At 70.6% G+C, this 14,637-nt stretch carries 15 protein-coding genes; 9 read left to right on the top strand and 6 right to left on the bottom strand.

Going from position 1 to position 14,637, the window contains the following annotated elements:
• Window positions 1-1,104, top strand: coding sequence for a lytic polysaccharide monooxygenase auxiliary activity family 9 protein (locus Acy02nite_RS14675; protein WP_203740880.1), 1,104 nt, complete (start codon window positions 1-3; stop codon window positions 1,102-1,104).
• Between the two features lie 164 nt (window positions 1,105-1,268).
• On the top strand, window positions 1,269-2,483 hold the full coding sequence (locus Acy02nite_RS14670) for an SGNH/GDSL hydrolase family protein (protein WP_239174796.1): 1,215 nt from the start codon (window positions 1,269-1,271) through the stop codon (window positions 2,481-2,483).
• Between the two features lie 13 nt (window positions 2,484-2,496).
• Here the strand turns inward: Acy02nite_RS14670 and Acy02nite_RS14665 are convergent, their stop codons facing one another.
• Window positions 2,497-3,117 (bottom strand): L-threonylcarbamoyladenylate synthase, encoded by a 621-nt coding sequence (locus Acy02nite_RS14665; RefSeq protein ID WP_203740878.1) that lies wholly within the window; start codon window positions 3,115-3,117, stop codon window positions 2,497-2,499.
• A 36-nt stretch (window positions 3,118-3,153) separates the two neighbouring features.
• Here Acy02nite_RS14665 and Acy02nite_RS14660 point away from each other — a divergent pair, with 36 nt between their 5' ends.
• Window positions 3,154-3,612: an NUDIX hydrolase gene (locus Acy02nite_RS14660; protein WP_203740876.1), complete on the top strand. Its 459-nt coding sequence runs from the start codon at window positions 3,154-3,156 to the stop codon at window positions 3,610-3,612.
• 12 nt (window positions 3,613-3,624) lie between these two features.
• Here the strand turns inward: Acy02nite_RS14660 and Acy02nite_RS14655 are convergent, their stop codons facing one another.
• The gene (locus tag Acy02nite_RS14655; RefSeq protein WP_264653271.1) at window positions 3,625-4,605 is read right to left on the bottom strand and encodes an NAD(P)-dependent oxidoreductase; all 981 of its coding nucleotides are present in this window, start codon (window positions 4,603-4,605) and stop codon (window positions 3,625-3,627) included.
• Between Acy02nite_RS14655 and Acy02nite_RS14650 the strand changes: the two genes are divergently transcribed.
• Entirely contained in the window at window positions 4,605-6,032 is a 1,428-nt protein-coding gene (locus Acy02nite_RS14650) for an NAD-dependent succinate-semialdehyde dehydrogenase (protein WP_203740871.1), read from the top strand. The two genes, Acy02nite_RS14655 and Acy02nite_RS14650, sit on opposite strands and share 1 nt — an antisense overlap.
• 17 nt (window positions 6,033-6,049) lie before the next feature.
• Here the strand turns inward: Acy02nite_RS14650 and Acy02nite_RS14645 are convergent, their stop codons facing one another.
• Window positions 6,050-6,604 carry a Uma2 family endonuclease gene (locus Acy02nite_RS14645; RefSeq protein ID WP_203740870.1) on the bottom strand — a complete coding sequence of 185 codons (555 nt, stop codon included), beginning with the start codon at window positions 6,602-6,604 and terminating at the stop codon, window positions 6,050-6,052.
• A gap of 126 nt (window positions 6,605-6,730) precedes the next feature.
• On the opposite strand from Acy02nite_RS14645, the gene Acy02nite_RS14640 reads away from it, so the two are divergent.
• From Acy02nite_RS14640 to Acy02nite_RS14625, 4 genes are all read left to right on the top strand, one after another.
• On the top strand, window positions 6,731-7,114 hold the full coding sequence (locus Acy02nite_RS14640) for a GntR family transcriptional regulator (protein WP_203740868.1): 384 nt from the start codon (window positions 6,731-6,733) through the stop codon (window positions 7,112-7,114).
• On the top strand, window positions 7,111-7,992 hold the full coding sequence (locus tag Acy02nite_RS14635; protein WP_203740866.1) for an ABC transporter ATP-binding protein: 882 nt from the start codon (window positions 7,111-7,113) through the stop codon (window positions 7,990-7,992). Before Acy02nite_RS14640 ends, Acy02nite_RS14635 begins: the two co-directional genes overlap by 4 nt.
• Window positions 7,989-8,999: an ABC-2 membrane transporter-related protein gene (locus Acy02nite_RS14630; RefSeq protein WP_203740864.1), complete on the top strand. Its 1,011-nt coding sequence runs from the start codon at window positions 7,989-7,991 to the stop codon at window positions 8,997-8,999. The genes Acy02nite_RS14635 and Acy02nite_RS14630 overlap by 4 nt, the downstream gene beginning before the upstream one ends.
• A 236-nt stretch (window positions 9,000-9,235) precedes the next feature.
• On the top strand, window positions 9,236-10,390 hold the full coding sequence (locus tag Acy02nite_RS14625) for a sugar ABC transporter substrate-binding protein (protein ID WP_203740862.1): 1,155 nt from the start codon (window positions 9,236-9,238) through the stop codon (window positions 10,388-10,390).
• An 83-nt stretch (window positions 10,391-10,473) separates the two neighbouring features.
• Here the strand turns inward: Acy02nite_RS14625 and smpB are convergent, their stop codons facing one another.
• Window positions 10,474-10,953, bottom strand: a complete 480-nt coding sequence (smpB, locus tag Acy02nite_RS14620) for an SsrA-binding protein SmpB (protein WP_203740860.1) — start codon at window positions 10,951-10,953, stop codon at window positions 10,474-10,476.
• Between the two features lie 9 nt (window positions 10,954-10,962).
• A complete protein-coding gene (locus Acy02nite_RS14615; protein WP_203740858.1) occupies window positions 10,963-11,244 on the bottom strand; it encodes a hypothetical protein in 282 nt (93 codons plus the stop codon).
• 175 nt (window positions 11,245-11,419) lie between these two features.
• On the opposite strand from Acy02nite_RS14615, the gene Acy02nite_RS14610 reads away from it, so the two are divergent.
• Complete coding sequence (locus Acy02nite_RS14610) at window positions 11,420-13,528, top strand: MMPL family transporter (RefSeq protein WP_203740857.1); 2,109 nt, start codon at window positions 11,420-11,422, stop codon at window positions 13,526-13,528.
• A 282-nt stretch (window positions 13,529-13,810) separates the two neighbouring features.
• Here Acy02nite_RS14610 and Acy02nite_RS14605 read toward each other — a convergent pair whose 3' ends face one another.
• On the bottom strand, window positions 13,811-14,614 hold the full coding sequence (locus Acy02nite_RS14605) for an IclR family transcriptional regulator (protein WP_203740856.1): 804 nt from the start codon (window positions 14,612-14,614) through the stop codon (window positions 13,811-13,813).
• Between the last annotated feature and the right edge of the window lie 23 nt (window positions 14,615-14,637).

Here is a 14,637-nt window from a genome sequence, read left to right as displayed (position 1 = left end):
ATGAGAATTGTCCGTATCGTCGCGGCGCTGGCCCTCGCCACCGCCGCGGGAATCCTCGCCCTGCCGGGCGCGGCACAGGCGCACGGTGCGCTGCAGGTGCCTGGCAGCCGGACCTGGCTCTGCTACCAGGACGGCCGTAACCCGAGCACCGGCGCGATCGAGCCGAAGAACCCGGCCTGTGCCGCGGCGGTCGCGCAGAGCGGCACCACCTCGCTCTACAACTGGTTCGCCGTGCTCCGCTCCGACGGGGCCGGCCGGGTCAGCGGCTTCATCCCGGACGGCCAGCTGTGCAGTGGCGGGACGGGTGGGCCGTACAACTTCACCGGCTTCAACCTGGCCCGCAACGACTGGCCGCAGACCCACCTGACCGCCGGCGCGAGCGTCCAGTTCCGCTACAACGACTGGGCCAAGCACCCCGGCACGTTCTACCTGTACATCACCAAGGACGGCTACGACCCGACCAAGCCGCTCGCCTGGAGCGACCTCGAGCCGACGCCGTTCGACCAGGTGACCAACCCGCCGGCCAACGGCGGGCCGGGCACCGACGACGGGCACTACTACTGGACCGGGAAGCTGCCGTCCGGCAAGACCGGCAAGCACCTGATCTACTCGGTCTGGTCCCGGTCGGACAGCACGGAGACCTTCTACGGCTGCTCCGACGTCGTCTTCGACGGCGGCAACGGCGAGGTCACCGGGGTCGGCGGCACGCCGACCTCGCCGAGCCCGTCCGCTCCGGCCAGCCCGTCGGCGTCGGTGTCGGCCGGCCCGTCGCCGTCCACGTCGACCCCCGGCGGGAACCCCGGCACCGGCTGCACCGCCATGTACAACATCACCTCGACCTGGTCCGGTGGGTTCCAGGGCGAGATCATGGTGCACGCCGGCACCACAGCGGTGAACGGCTGGAACGTCTCCTGGACCTGGCCGGGCAGTCAGAAGCTGGCCAGCGCCTGGAGCGCCAAGGCCACCAGCAGCGGCTCGCTGGTCACCGCGACCAACGAGGCGTGGAACGGCTCCATCGCGGCCGGTAACCACACCTCGTTCGGGTTCCTCGGTTCCGGCACGGCCCCGGCCACCGTGCAGAACCTCAGCTGTTCGACAGGCTGATCGAGACCGGCCCGGGGGAGTGCGGTTGTCACACCCCCGGGTCGGCTTCCCGCCAAGTTCTTGACGGTGTCCGCACCGTTTCCTACGTTGCGGTTATCTCGCTGAAACCGCACCTCACCGACCTGGGGCGCGCCGCCACGCGGCGCGCCCTGCTCTTCGGCGGCGTGGGCGCCGCGGCGCTGATCGCCACGCCGGGCAACGCCGGCCGGCCGCGCCCGGCCCGCGCCGGGACGCCGTGGACCGGCACCTGGGCCACCGCGGCGACCGCGACGCCGGCCGAGTTCGACGCGGACTGCACCGTCCGCCAGGTCGTGCATCTCAGCCTCGGCGGGGACGCTCCCCGGATCCGGCTGTCCAACGACTACGGCACCGAGGACGTACGCGTCGGCGAGGTCTGGGCCGGCCTGCGGGCGGGCGACCCGGACAGCTGCGCGATGTGGCCCGACACCATCCGGCCGGTCACGTTCGGCGGGCGTACCGGCGTCCGGCTCCCCGGCGGGCAGCACCGGGTCAGCGACCCGATCCCGGATCTGCCGCTCGCCGCCGGCGCCGACCTGGTGATCAGTTTCCACCTGCCGGAGCGCACCCCGGCCGGCACTGTCGGCCCGCAGGCGTTCCAGCGCAACCAGCTGCTGCGCGGCAACCTGGCGGCCGCGCCGTTCCCGTCCGGCGGTGCCGACCTGAGCCGGTACGTGCTGCTCGCCGGGGTCAGCGTGCGGACCCGGCGGCGGGGCTCCACGGTGGTCGCGTTCGGTGACTCGATCACCTGCGGGTCGAACACCACGCGCGGCGCCAACCGCCGGTGGCCGGACCTGCTGGCCGCCCGGGCCCGCGCCGGTGGGCTGCCGGTCGGCGTGCTGAACGCCGGCATCGGCGGCAACCAGCTGCTCGCCGGCCCGGGCCGGCCGGCGCCGGCCGCCCGTTCCCGCGGGAACGGGCGCGAGCTCGACCAGGGGCCGGCCGGGCTGCGCCGCTTCGCCCACGACGTGCTGGGCCAGCCCGGCGTCTCCCAGGTGATCACGCTGATCGGGGTGAACGACATCGGTCACGGCGCGAGCGCGGACGCGTTGATAGCGGGACATCGTCAGCTGATCAGACGCGGTCACGCGGCCGGGCTCACCGTGGTGGGCGGCACGGTCCTCCCGTTCGGCGGCAGCGTGCACGACCGGGACGGCCACCTCGCGGTCCGCGCCACGCTGAACCGCTGGCTCCGGGAGAGCGGCGAGTTCGACGCGGTCGTCGACTTCGACGCCGCGGTCCGCGACGGCACGAGCCGGGACCGGCTGTGGCCCGGTTACGACTGCGGTGACCACCTGCACCCGAACGACGCCGGCATGCTCGCGCTGGCCTCCGCGGTGCCGCTCATCCTGCTCGGTTGAGATTCCGGGGAGGTCAGTCGCTGAACCGGCCCGGGTCGCCCGCACCCACCCGCAGGATCTCCGGAACACCCTCGGACAGGTCCACGACGGTGGTCGGCTCGGTGCCGCACTCGCCCTCGACCACCGCGTCGACCGCGTGGTCCAGGGCTTCCTTGATCTCCCAGGCCTGGGTCATGGGCTCCACCTCGCCGGGCAGCAGCAGCGTGCTGGTGACCAGCGGCTCGCCCAGCTCGGCGAGGATGGCCTGTGCGGTGGTGTGCGCGGTGATCCGTACGCCGACCGTCTTCTTCTTGGGGTGCAGAAGGCGCCGCGGGACCTCTTTGGTGGCGGGCAGGATGAACGTGTAGGGGCCCGGGGTGCTCGCCTTCACCGCCCGGAACAGCGCGTTGTTGATCTGCACGAACTGCCCGAGCTGGGCGAAGTCGTGACACATCAGGGTGAAATGGTGCTTGTCGTCGAGATGCCGGATGCTGCGGATCCGGTCGAGCCCGTCCTTGTTGCCCATCCGGCAGCCGAGCCCGAAGCACGAGTCGGTCGGATAGGCGATCAGCCCGTCCTCCCGGATCAGCTGCACGATCTGGGAGATGGTCCGCGGCTGCGGATTGTCCGGGTGCACGTCGAAGTACTTCGCCACTCCGCCCAGCTTAGGCTGTGCCTAGACTGGGCGGTCATGGAGTCGGTCGTTCGCCCAGCGGTCCGGATCATCTGCGTCGACGCCGACGGCCGCGTGCTGCTGCTGAACTGGCGCGACCCGATCGACGGCCATCGACTCTGGGAGCCGCCGGGTGGTGGCATCGACCCCGGCGAGACCCCGCTGGAGGCGGCCCGCCGCGAGCTGACCGAGGAGACCGGCCTCGACCCGGACGCCATCGACCCGCATTTCGTCGTCGTCGACCGGGACACGATCTGGAAGGGCCGTCGCATGGTCGGCCCCGAGCAGTTCTTCGCCGCCGCCTACCCGGGCTCCGCCCCGCCGATCGGCCGCGACGGTCTCCTGCCCTACGAGAAGGCCGAGTTGCAGGGGCACGCCTGGGTCCATCCATCGGACTTCCCGGCGCTCTCCGACAGCCTCGAGCCCCCGTCCCTCGGCGAGATCCTGAGATCAAGTTCCCGATTCGGTACGTGGTGAGCACGCCCGTTCTCAGCGGGATTCGAGCGCCCGGATGACCGCGGCCATGTCCTCACCCCCGTGCCCGGCCGACGCGGTCTCCGCGTAGAGCTCCAGGCACGTGTCCAGCAGCGGTGACGGGATGCCGGCGGCCTCGGCGGCCTCGACGATCAGCTGGTTGTTGTAGAGCACGTCCCGGATCGACGCCTGCACGCCGAAGTCCCGGTCGAGCAGCTTGCGTCCCTTGATCCGGGAGACCGGGCTGGCCATCGGCCCCGCGTCCAGCGCGGACAGCAGCGTCCCGCGGTCCAGGTCGTGCCGCGCCGCGAAGTGGAACGCCTCGGCCAGCCCGGTGACCAGGCTGATCAGGAACGTGTTGACGGACAGCTTCATCAGCAGCCCGTTCGGGACCGGCCCGCACCGGACGACCTCCCGGCACATCGGGCGCACCACCGCCGTGACCCGTTCCACGTCCGCGTCCGCACCGGCGAGCATCGCGACCAGCTCGGCGTTCTCGGCCGGCACCCGCGACCCGGAGACCGGCGCCTCGACGTAGCGGCCGCCGGCGTCGCGCACCTGCTCGGCCAGCCCTCGCGACCAGGCCGGCGCGGTCGTTCCCATGTGCACCAGCGTCCGCCCGGCGACCATCCGGGCGAAGCCGTCGCCGTCCCGCCCGAGCACCTCGTCCGCGACCTTGTCGTTCGCGAGCATCATCAGGACGACGTCCGCTCTCCGGAACAGCTCGCCGACGTCGGCGGCCACCTCGGCGCCGGCCTCGCGCAGAGCGTCGGCGGCCGCGGCCGACCGGTTCCACACGACCAGCTCCGTCCCGGCACGGGCCAGGTTGAGCGCCATCGGCCGGCCCATCACGCCCAGCCCCAGAAATCCCACGATCACCCAGCTCACGCTAGACGCCGGCACGGGTCGGCGCGGTAGCCAATCCGTGAAGCGTGGCGGCGGCCGCCGATCCGGAGAATGCTGGGGCGTAACCGGACCTTGTTGGAGGAGCTTCAGTGGAGACCGAACTTTTCATCGGCGGCAAGTGGGTGGCCGCGTCCTCGGGGAACCGGTTCGACGTGCTCGACCCGGCGACCGGGGACACCATCGCCTCGGTCGCGGACGGCGGTGAGGCGGACGCGATCCTCGCGGTGGACGCGGCGGCCGCGGCGGGCCCCGGGTGGGCCGCGACCCCTCCGCGCGTACGCGGTGAGGCGCTCCGCAAGGCGTTCGAGCTGATGACCGAGCGGGCGGCGGACCTGGCCAAGCTGATCAGCCTGGAGAACGGGAAGGCGTTCGTCGACGCGAAGGGCGAGGTGACGTACGCGGCCGAGTTCTTCCGCTGGTTCGCCGAGGAGGCCGTGCGCGTCGACGGCAACCTGACGTCCGCGCCCGGCGGCACCAACCGGATCCTCGTCACCCGCCAGCCGGTCGGCGTGTGTGTGCTGGTCACCCCGTGGAACTTCCCGGCCGCCATGGCCACCCGCAAGATCGGCCCGGCGCTGGCGGCCGGCTGCACCGTGGTCCTCAAACCGGCCAGCGACACGCCGCTGACCGCGCTCGCGATGGCCGCGATCCTGGCCGAGGCCGGCGTGCCCGAGGGGGTGGTGAACGTGCTGCCGTCCCGCAGCTCGGGCAAGGTCGTCTCGGCGATGCTGCGCGACTCCCGGGTCCGCAAGCTGTCGTTCACCGGCTCCACCGAGGTCGGGAGGATCCTGCTGGCCCAGGCCGCCGAGAACGTGGTGAACACGTCGATGGAGCTCGGCGGCAACGCCCCGTTCCTGGTCTTCGCGGACGCCGACCTGGACGCCGCGATCGAGGGCGCGATGCTGGCGAAGATGCGCAACGGCGGCGAGGCGTGCACGGCGGCGAACCGGTTCTTCGTCGAGGCGGGCATCGCCGACGAGTTCGCCCGGCGGCTCGCCCAGCGCATGTCGGCCCTGGTCGTGGGCCCCGGCACGGAGGAGAAGACGCAGGTCGGCCCGCTGGTCAACGAGGACACCGTGGCGAAGGTCGACGCGCTGGTCAAGGGCGCCCTGGAGGCCGGCGCGTCAGCGGTCACCGGCGGCAGCCGGCCGGACGGCCCGGGCTTCTACTACCCGCCGACCGTGCTCACCGGCGTCGCGGCGGACTCGGCGATCCTGCGTGAGGAGATCTTCGGCCCGGTCGCGCCGATCGTCACGTTCACCGGGGAGGACGAGGGGGTCCGGCTGGCCAACGACACCGAGTACGGCCTGGTGGCCTACGTCTACACCGGCGACCTGGCGCGCGGGCTGCGGGTCAGCGAGAAGATCGAGGCCGGCATGGTCGGCCTGAATCGTGGCCTGGTCAGCGACCCGGCGGCCCCGTTCGGCGGGGTGAAGCAGAGCGGCATCGGCCGGGAGGGCGGTCACGAGGGTCTCCTGGAGTACCTGGAGTCCAAGTACATCGCCGTGAACTGGTAACGCGGTGAACTGGTAACTCAGCGGCGACGCAGCAGCGCGTCGGCGTCCAGCTCGAAGGGGAACGGCTCGGTGGCGACCAGCCGTTCCCCGTGCTCGGCCACGGCGTGCTCGGCGTAGTGGTCTCCTTGGATCCGGAACAGCCGCACCGTGATCGACTCCTTGTCGGGCTCGATCAGCAGATACCACTCGATCCGAGCGGCGGCGTAGAGCGCCATCTTCAGAACTCGGTCGTTCCCCGCGTTGCCCGGGGAGACCACTTCGGCGACCAGCACGACCTGCCCGGCCTCCACCTGGGCGCCATCCTGCTCCGGCGTGACCACGACATCCGGGATGAAGATCCGGTTCGCTTGCAGCCGTACGTTGATCGCCTCGAAGACCCAGAATCCGGCGTTGTCGGCACCTGGGTCCAGCAGGCTGGCCAGGCGGCGGGCGATGTGCTGATGGCGCATGGTCGGTGCCGGGCTCACCAGCAGGCTCCCGTCGAAGAGCTCGATGCGGTCAGGGGTCTCGCCAAGGGCTAGGTAGTCCTCCTCGGTCCACGGCCCGAGATGTTCGGTCACGGCGATGCTCATGCCCTCCAGCCTGCCATGGCCGCCGCCGGCCGGGCCATGTCCTTCATCTGCCTGTGGACAACCCTCTTTCCAGGATGGACTCATGTCGCTAATGTACTAGGAAACTAGTGGAATGGTGGTGGTGACGTGATCGAGTTCCACCTGGACGCGCGGTCCGGGGTGGCGCCGTACATGCAGCTGATCCAGCAGGTGCGGCACGCGCTGCGGCTCGGGGTGCTGCGGGAGGGCGACAAGCTGCCCACCGTCAAGGAGGTGGTCGCGCGCCTCGCGATCAACCCGAACACGGTCTCCAAGGCGTACCGCGAGCTGGAGTACGAGGGGCTGGTCACCGCCCGCCCCGGCGTCGGCACGTTCGTCACCAAGACGCTGGGCTCACTGAGCACGCACGAGCCGCTGCGCGCGAGCCTGCAGGACTGGCTCGCCGGGGCCCGGGAGGCCGGCCTGGACAACGAGAGCATCGAGGCCCTCTTTCTCAGTACTTTTCGGAGCTTTTCGGAGGCGCGGACATGACTAGCGCACTACGCACCGAGCAACTGACCAAGCGGTACGGCCGCCGCACCGCCCTCGACCGCTGCACCCTCGACGTCCCGGCCGGTCACGTGGTCGGCCTGGTAGGCCCGAACGGCGCCGGCAAGTCCACGCTGCTGCAGCTCGCCTGCGGGCTCCTCGATCCGACCGCGGGGCGGATCGAGACGCTCGGTGAGCGGCCGGCCAGCGGCTCGCCGCGGGTCGGTTTCGTCGCGCAGGACACGCCGGTCTACGGCGGCCTGACCGTCGCCGAGCACCTGAGGCTGGGCGCCCACCTGAACCCGTCCTGGGACGCCACGCTCGCCGAGCGGCGGATCGCCCAGGTCGGCCTGGACCCGGCGCAGCGGGCCGGGAAGCTCTCCGGCGGCCAGCGGGCCCAGCTCGCCCTGACCGTCGCCGCCGCCAAGCGTCCGGAGCTGCTGCTGCTCGACGAGCCGGTGGCCGCGCTGGACCCGCTGGCCCGGCGCACGTTCCTGCAGGGCCTGATGGAGCTCACCGCGGAGAGCGGGATGAGCGTGATCATGTCCTCGCACCTGGTCGCCGACCTGGAGCGGGTCTGTGACCACATGATCGTGCTGGTCGGCTCGCGGGTGCAGATCGCCGGCGACGTCGACGAGATGCTGGCCGGCCACCACCGGCTGGTCGGCCCGCGGCGACCGGTCGGCGAGGGGTCCGGCTGGGACGTGATCGAGGAGAGTCACACCGACGTCCAGTCGACGCTGGTGGTGCGCAGCACCGCGCCGATCGACGACCCGTCGTGGCAGGTGAACCGGCTGGATCTGGAGGACATCGTGCTGGCGTACATGGCGGGGGCAGCGGGCGGCGCGGGCCGCGAGCGAGTGCTGGAGGGGCAGCGATGATCTGGCTCACCTGGCGGCAGTTCCGGGTCCAGGTGATCACCGGGGCGGCTCTGCTCGTGCTCGTTCTCGCCGCCGTCCTGATCTCCTGGGGCGAGGTGAGCGGCCTGGCGTCGAGCAGTGGCTATGCCGGTTGCGCCGGGACCGCGTGCGCCGCTGCCGCGGAAACGTTCCTGGACGCGCTGCAGGAAACCGCTTCCCGCCTGGTCTACGTGGGCACGATCGCCGCGTTGTTCCTGGTCCCGGCCCTGGTCGGAGTGTTCTGGGGCGCGCCGACGGTGGCTCGTGAGCTGGAGTCCGGGACCTACCGGATGATCTTCAGCCAGTCGGTGAGCCGTGGGCGGTGGCTGCTGGCCAAGCTCGGGCTGGGCGCCGCCGCGGTGGTGGCCGGCGTCGGTCTGCTCAGCCTGCTGCTGACCCGGTGGGCGCACCTGATCGACCAGGCCGCCGGCAACCGGATCACGCCGCTGATCTTCCCGGGCCGTGGTCTCGTGCCGGTGGGCTACGCCGCGGCCGGGTTCGTCATCGGGGTGACCCTCGGCTTGGTGCTGCGCCGAACCGTGGTGGCGATGGCGGTGACCCTGATGGTGGTCGCCGGTCTGCAGGTCGCGGCGCCGCTGGTCGTCCGCCCCTGGCTGGCCCAGCCGATCAGTACCGCGGCCGCGCTGAACGTCGACGACCTGGACGGGATCGGGATGAACGTCGAGACCGGCGAGATGCATCTGCGGGTCCAGTCGTCGATCAACGGCGCGTGGGTTCTGCAGAACACGGTGCTGGGCGCGGACGGAAAGTCGTTCGTCGGTCCGGCGGATCTCACCAAGTGTGGTCCCCGGGCTGGCTTCGAGACCTGTCAGGAGTGGCTGAAGAGCCAGAATCTTCAGGTCCGGATGACGTACGTTCCCGGCGCGAAGTTCTGGACCGTGCAGTGGCGCGAGTTCGGGCTCCTGGTCGCGCTCACCACCCTGCTGTCCCTTCTCGCCCTGTGGTGGATTCGGCGAAAGCTGGTCTGACCAGGCATTTCCGGCGGCTCGTGGAGGCGGGCCGCCGTGTTGTGCAAACAGTTCCGGAAACAGGAACCTGTCGATACGTTCCGTGATGGCTTGCCCGTGACAGGGGGCGAAGTGAATAATCTTGCACTCAGGTCTCCACCCGATGTTGCGGCCGAGGCGCAGTAGCCGATACTTGGCGGGCTTCCCGGCACCCCCCACGCACGTCGGGATCCACCCCTGAGAGGACTTCTTCTGCCATGCGCAAGGCACTGATCGGACTGGCCGCTGCCGGGCTGATGACGTCGGTCACGCTCACGGCGTGTGACGGCGGCTCGGGCGACGGTGACACCAGCGGCAGCAACGACACCTTCAGCTCGACAGCGAGTTCCTCGGGCGAGGGCCGCAACGGCGTCGGCGTGGTCATGCCGGACACCCAGAGCTCCACCCGATGGAGCAAGGACGACCCGACGTACCTGAAAGCCGCCTTCAAGCGGGCGAACGTGCCGGTCGAGATCCAGAACGCCCAGGGCGACGCGGAGCAGTTCAAGGGCATCGCGAAGGCGATGCTCGACAGCGGCGTCAAGGTCCTGATCATCGCGAACCTGGACTCGGGCAGCGGCAAGTGGGTGATCGACCTCGCGAGGTCCCGCAAGGTGCCGGTGATCGACTACGACCGGCTGACGCTCAACGGCGGCGCCGACTTCTACGTCAGCTTCGACAACGAGCTGGTCGGCCGCAAGCAGGCCGAGGGCTTGATCAAGTGCTTGGACGCGAAGAACCTGCCGGCCAAGCCGGCGCCGGTGATCGCCGAGCTGAACGGCTCGCCCACCGACAACAACGCCACCCTGTTCAAGGCCGGCTACGACAGCGTGCTGCAGCCGAAGTTCGACAGCGGCGCCTACACCAAGGGTCCTGACCAGTTCGTCCCGGCGTGGGACAACAAGGAGGGCGCGAAGATCTTCACCCAGATGCTGCAGCAGTGGCCGAACATCGCGGGAGTGCTCTCCGCCAACGACGGTCTCGGCGCCGCGGCGATCTCGGTGATGAAGACCGCCAAGCCGCCGCTGAACGGCAAGGTCCCGGTCACCGGGCAGGACGCCACGGTCGAGGGGCTGCAGAACATCCTCGCCGGTGACCAGTGCATGACCGTCTTCAAGAACACGAAGACCGAGGCGGACGCGGCCGCGGACCTGGCCATCCAGCTCGTCAAGGGCCAGAAGCAGACCGCGCAGATGGGGAAGGTGAAGGACCCGGAGTCCGGCGCCTACATCCCGTCCCTCCTGCTGCCGCCGATCTCGGTCACCGCTGACAACATCTACAAGGACGTCGTGGCGACCGGCGCGGTCAAGGCAGCGGACATCTGCACCGACAAGTTCCTGGCTCTCTGCAAGGACCACAAGCTCGCACAGTGATCCCGGATGAGAACAGTGATCCCGGATGAGAGAAGCCAGGGCCGGTCCCGCCGGTCCTGGCTTCCTTCTTCTCCCGGTACGGACTATCGGCGTCCCTTGAGTCGCCGGCCCATCTCCTTGGCGATCTCCTTCTTGGCGTCCCGCTCGGCCAGCACCTGACGCTTGTCCCAGGACTTGAGGCCGCGGGCGATCCCCAGCTCGACCTTGACCCAGCCGTCCTTGAAGTACATCGAGAGCGGCACCAGGGTCAGCCCGGAACCGTCCCGCAGCGTGTTCAAGATCTTGATGATCTCGACCTTGTGCAGGAGCAGTTTCCGGGTACGCCGCGGGGCGTGGTTGGTCCAGCTGCCGAACCCGTACTCCGCGATGTGCAGCCCGTACAGCATGATCTCGCCCTCGTGCTCCTGGGCGAACGCGTCGACCAGCGACGCGCGGCCCAGGCGCAACGACTTCACCTCGGTGCCGGCCAGCACCAGGCCCGCCTCGTACGTCTTCAGAATCGCGTAGTCGTGACGCGCCTTCTTGTTCGAGGCGATCAGTTTGGTCCCGGTCTCCTTGCCCACCGGTAAAGGTTAGCCAGAGATGCCGTCGGTGGGGATCGGGCGGCGCATGGAATAGGTGACGCTGCTCAGCCGGTGCGGCTCGTCCTTCACGTGGATGACCGCGCGGTCGTAGGCCTGCCAGCCCGCCGCCCCCGCCCGGTTCAGATGGCGCAAGTCATCGAAGCGCTCGTCGGTGCCCCACCGCAGGACTCCGCCCGGATGATGGAACGTCGCGGTCCAGTCCATGAACCTGTCGGTGCCGAGCGTGCCCGCCGCGCGGTACTCCAACCGCGCATACTCCCAATTGGTCACCTGGACGATTATGCCCCTTGGCGGACGTACGCCGCCGTCCGTACTGGACATGGGCCTGCGTAAGCCGGTGGGCGTAGACCTACCCTGAGTAATCCCTGATCTGCCATCGCGCGGGTTAATCTCGATCTCTCTCCGCGAATACGCTCCGCCCGTCCAAGTCTCTCGGGGGGAAGCGATGACAACGGGTTACTTCGGCCAGCTGGTCTGCGGCCGCCGCGCGAAATGGATCGTGGTGGCACTGTGGGCGGTGGTGCTGGTCTTCGCGTTTCCGCTGGCCGGCAAGCTCGGCGACGTCGAGAAGAACGACAACGCCTCCTGGCTGCCCGGCGACGCCGAGGCCACTCAGGTCGCCGACCTGCAGAAACAGTTCCAGCCGGACGACATCGTGCCGGCCATCCTGGTCTACGAGCGGGCCGGCGGGGTCACCCCGGCCGACCAGGAGAAAGCCGTCGCCGATGCCAGGGCGATCGCCGCGGTGCCGGGGGTGACCGGTCAGGTCATCGGCCCGGTGCCCGCCGGGGACAAGGCCGCGTTGCAGGTCATCGCGCCGATCAAGGTCGACGCGGACGGCTGGGACAAGATCGCCGGCTCCGTCGCCGACATCAAAGCCATCTCCGGTACGGGCGAGAACGGCCTCGGCATCTACCTGACCGGCCCGGCCGGGGTCGCGGCCGACTCCGCCAGCGCGTTCGAGGGCATCGACGGCACGCTGCTCTACACCACGCTCATCGTGGTCGCGATCATCCTGCTCGTCACCTACCGCAGTCCGGTCCTGTGGCTGCTGCCGATCGTCACCGCCGGGTTCGCGCTGATCACCGCTCAAGCCGTGATCTACCTGCTCGCCAAGAACGCCGGCCTGGTGGTGAACGCGCAGAGCGCCGGCATCCTGACCGTGCTGGTGTTCGGCGCCGGCACCGACTACGCCCTGCTGCTCGTCGCGCGCTATCGGGAGGAGTTGCGCCGGCACGCCGACCGGCACGAGGCGATGATCTTCGCCCTGCACCGGGCCGGCCCGGCGATCATCGCCAGCGCCGCAACCGTGGCGATCGGCATGGGCTGCCTGACGCTCGCCGAGGTCAACTCGACCAGAGGGCTCGGCCCGGTCGCCGCGCTCGGCGTCGTGGTCGGCCTGCTGGCCATGATGACCCTGCTCCCGGCCCTGCTGGTGATCTGCGGCCGCTGGCTGTTCTGGCCGGTCCGCCCGCGGTACGGCACCGCCGAGCCGACGGCGACCGGTATCTGGGCCCGGATGGGCGCCCGGATCGCCCGCCGGCCGCGCATCGTCTGGATCGGCACCGCCGCCGCGCTCGGCGTGATGGCGCTCGGCCTGCTCCAGCTCAACGCGAACGGGCTGAGCCAGAAGGACTCGTTCACCAGCGAGCAGCCGTCGGTCGCCGGCCTCGAGGTGCTGGGCCGGCACTTCCCGGCGGGTCAGGGCGACCCGGTCGTGGTGATCGCCGACGCGGCCCGGCGGGACCAGGTGGGGACGACGCTCGCCGCGGTGCCCGGCATCAGCGCCGTCGGCGACCCGGTGGTCAAGAACGGCCTGGTCGAGTTCGAGGGGACACTCACTTCAGCGCCGGACAGCCAGGCCGCCGAGGACACCGTCCTCGCCGTCCGGGAGGCGCTGCGCGACACCGGCGCCAAGGTCGGCGGGACCACCGCGATGACCTACGACATCAACGAGGCGAACAAGCACGACAACCGGCTGATCATCCCGCTCGTCCTGCTGGTCGTGCTGGTCATCCTGGCGGTGCTGCTGCGCTCGCTGGTCGCCCCGGTGATCCTGATGGCGACCGTGGTGCTCTCGTTCGCGGCCGCCCTGGGGGTCAGCACCCTGGTCTTCCGGCACGTCTTCGGCTTCGCCGGGGAGGACACCGCGTTCCCGCTGTTCGTCTTCGTGTTCCTGGTCGCGCTCGGCATCGACTACAACATCTTCCTGATGACCCGGGTCCGTGAGGAGGCCCGCGAGCACGGCACCCGCCGCGGCGCGCTGATCGGCCTGGCCGCCACCGGGGGCGTGATCACCTCGGCCGGCATCGTGCTGGCCGGCACGTTCGCGGCGCTCGGCAGCCTGCCGCTGGTCGCGTTCGCGGAGATCGGGTTCGCCGTCGCGTTCGGCGTGCTGCTGGACACGCTGGTCGTGCGGTCGGTGCTGGTCACCGCACTGAACCTGGACATCGGCCGGTGGATGTGGTGGCCCAGCCGGCTGACCCGTCAGGACCCGGCGGCCGACGCCCCGGTCTCTCCGGCCCCGGCCGTGCTCGTCCGGCAGCCGGATTGACCCGTGTCCTGCCGATCACTGCCGATCACCGGGACACGCCGCAGCCCCGGTGATCGGCAGGACCCGACCTGAGTCGTTGTCACAGTCTGAACGGGCGCTTCCACCATGAACCGTCCTCCTTGCAGAGTCCGCGGAGAACGGACCATGTTCTTCATCCGGCCGAAACGCGGAGCACGGCTTGAGCGGAGAAGCATGACCGGTCGAGGCGGACCGAGCCGGCGCGGCGTCGTTGCCGAGACGCCGCGCCACTGCCGCCCCCGCGGGGTGGCCGGCTCGGAGGGCTCAGAGCGGGCTGGCGCTGCCGGTGTGCAGGGCCCTGCGCAGGGCCATCGCGCGGCTGGCCCGGACCCCGCCGAGGCGGACGACCCTTTCGACGGTACGGCGGTCGGCGCGCAAGCGTGGCGTGGGCAGCGACACCGCGACCGCGCCGACGAACCGGCCGGCCGCGTCGTTGACCGGCGCGGCGAGGCAGCTCAGGTCGGGCTGGAACTCGTTGACCTCGACCGCAAGCCCCGCGCCGCGGACCTGGTGGAGCTGGCGCAGCAGCTGGGAGCGGTCGGTGACGGTGGCCGGGGTGACCGCGGGCGTGCCGTGCCGGTCGAGCAGCTCCTCCCGGTCGGCCGGGTTCAGCGTCGCCAGCATCAGCTTGCCGAACGCGGTGGCGTGCGGAGCCTCGTGGAAGCCCACGCCGAGGACGGGCACCCGCGGATGGTCGGGGCACTCGTCGACGTGCGCGACGATCATCTCGGCATTGCGCAGGGCGGCGTAGTACGCCGGGGCGTGCGCCTGCCGATGCACGACGGCGGCGACCCGGCGGATCTCGGGCGGGGCGGCGATCTGCCGGTGCAGGCCGCGCGCCAGGTCGTCCACGCGGTGGCCCAGGGCGTACGCCTTCAGCTCGCTGAGATGGACCAGGTAACCGCTCTCGACCAGGGTGGTGAGCAGGTGGTACGTCGTCGGCAGGGTGAGTCCGAGCGCCGCGGCGACGTCCCGGGCCGGCACCGGGCCGGCCGCGGCGGCGACGTGATCGAGAACTCGCATCGCCCGCTCGACGGACTGCAGCAGCCCGGCTCCTTTGCCTCGCATGACCCCAGCCTGCGTCCGGGACG

Source organism: Actinoplanes cyaneus, assembly GCF_016862095.1.
GTDB lineage: Bacteria > Actinomycetota > Actinomycetes > Mycobacteriales > Micromonosporaceae > Actinoplanes > Actinoplanes cyaneus.
This window is presented reverse-complemented; position numbering and strand designations above follow the sequence as displayed.

Coding starts and splice junctions, on each gene's coding strand:
- Acy02nite_RS14630 (WP_203740864.1), top strand. CDS start 7,989: ATGATCTGGCTCACCTGGCGGCAGTTCCGGGTCCAGGTGATCACCGGG.
- Acy02nite_RS14675 (WP_203740880.1), top strand. CDS start 1: ATGAGAATTGTCCGTATCGTCGCGGCGCTGGCCCTCGCCACCGCCGCG.
- Acy02nite_RS14645 (WP_203740870.1), bottom strand. CDS start 6,604: ATGAGCATCGCCGTGACCGAACATCTCGGGCCGTGGACCGAGGAGGAC.
- Acy02nite_RS14625 (WP_203740862.1), top strand. CDS start 9,236: ATGCGCAAGGCACTGATCGGACTGGCCGCTGCCGGGCTGATGACGTCG.
- Acy02nite_RS14635 (WP_203740866.1), top strand. CDS start 7,111: ATGACTAGCGCACTACGCACCGAGCAACTGACCAAGCGGTACGGCCGC.
- Acy02nite_RS14605 (WP_203740856.1), bottom strand. CDS start 14,614: ATGCGAGGCAAAGGAGCCGGGCTGCTGCAGTCCGTCGAGCGGGCGATG.
- Acy02nite_RS14610 (WP_203740857.1), top strand. CDS start 11,420: ATGACAACGGGTTACTTCGGCCAGCTGGTCTGCGGCCGCCGCGCGAAA.
- Acy02nite_RS14660 (WP_203740876.1), top strand. CDS start 3,154: ATGGAGTCGGTCGTTCGCCCAGCGGTCCGGATCATCTGCGTCGACGCC.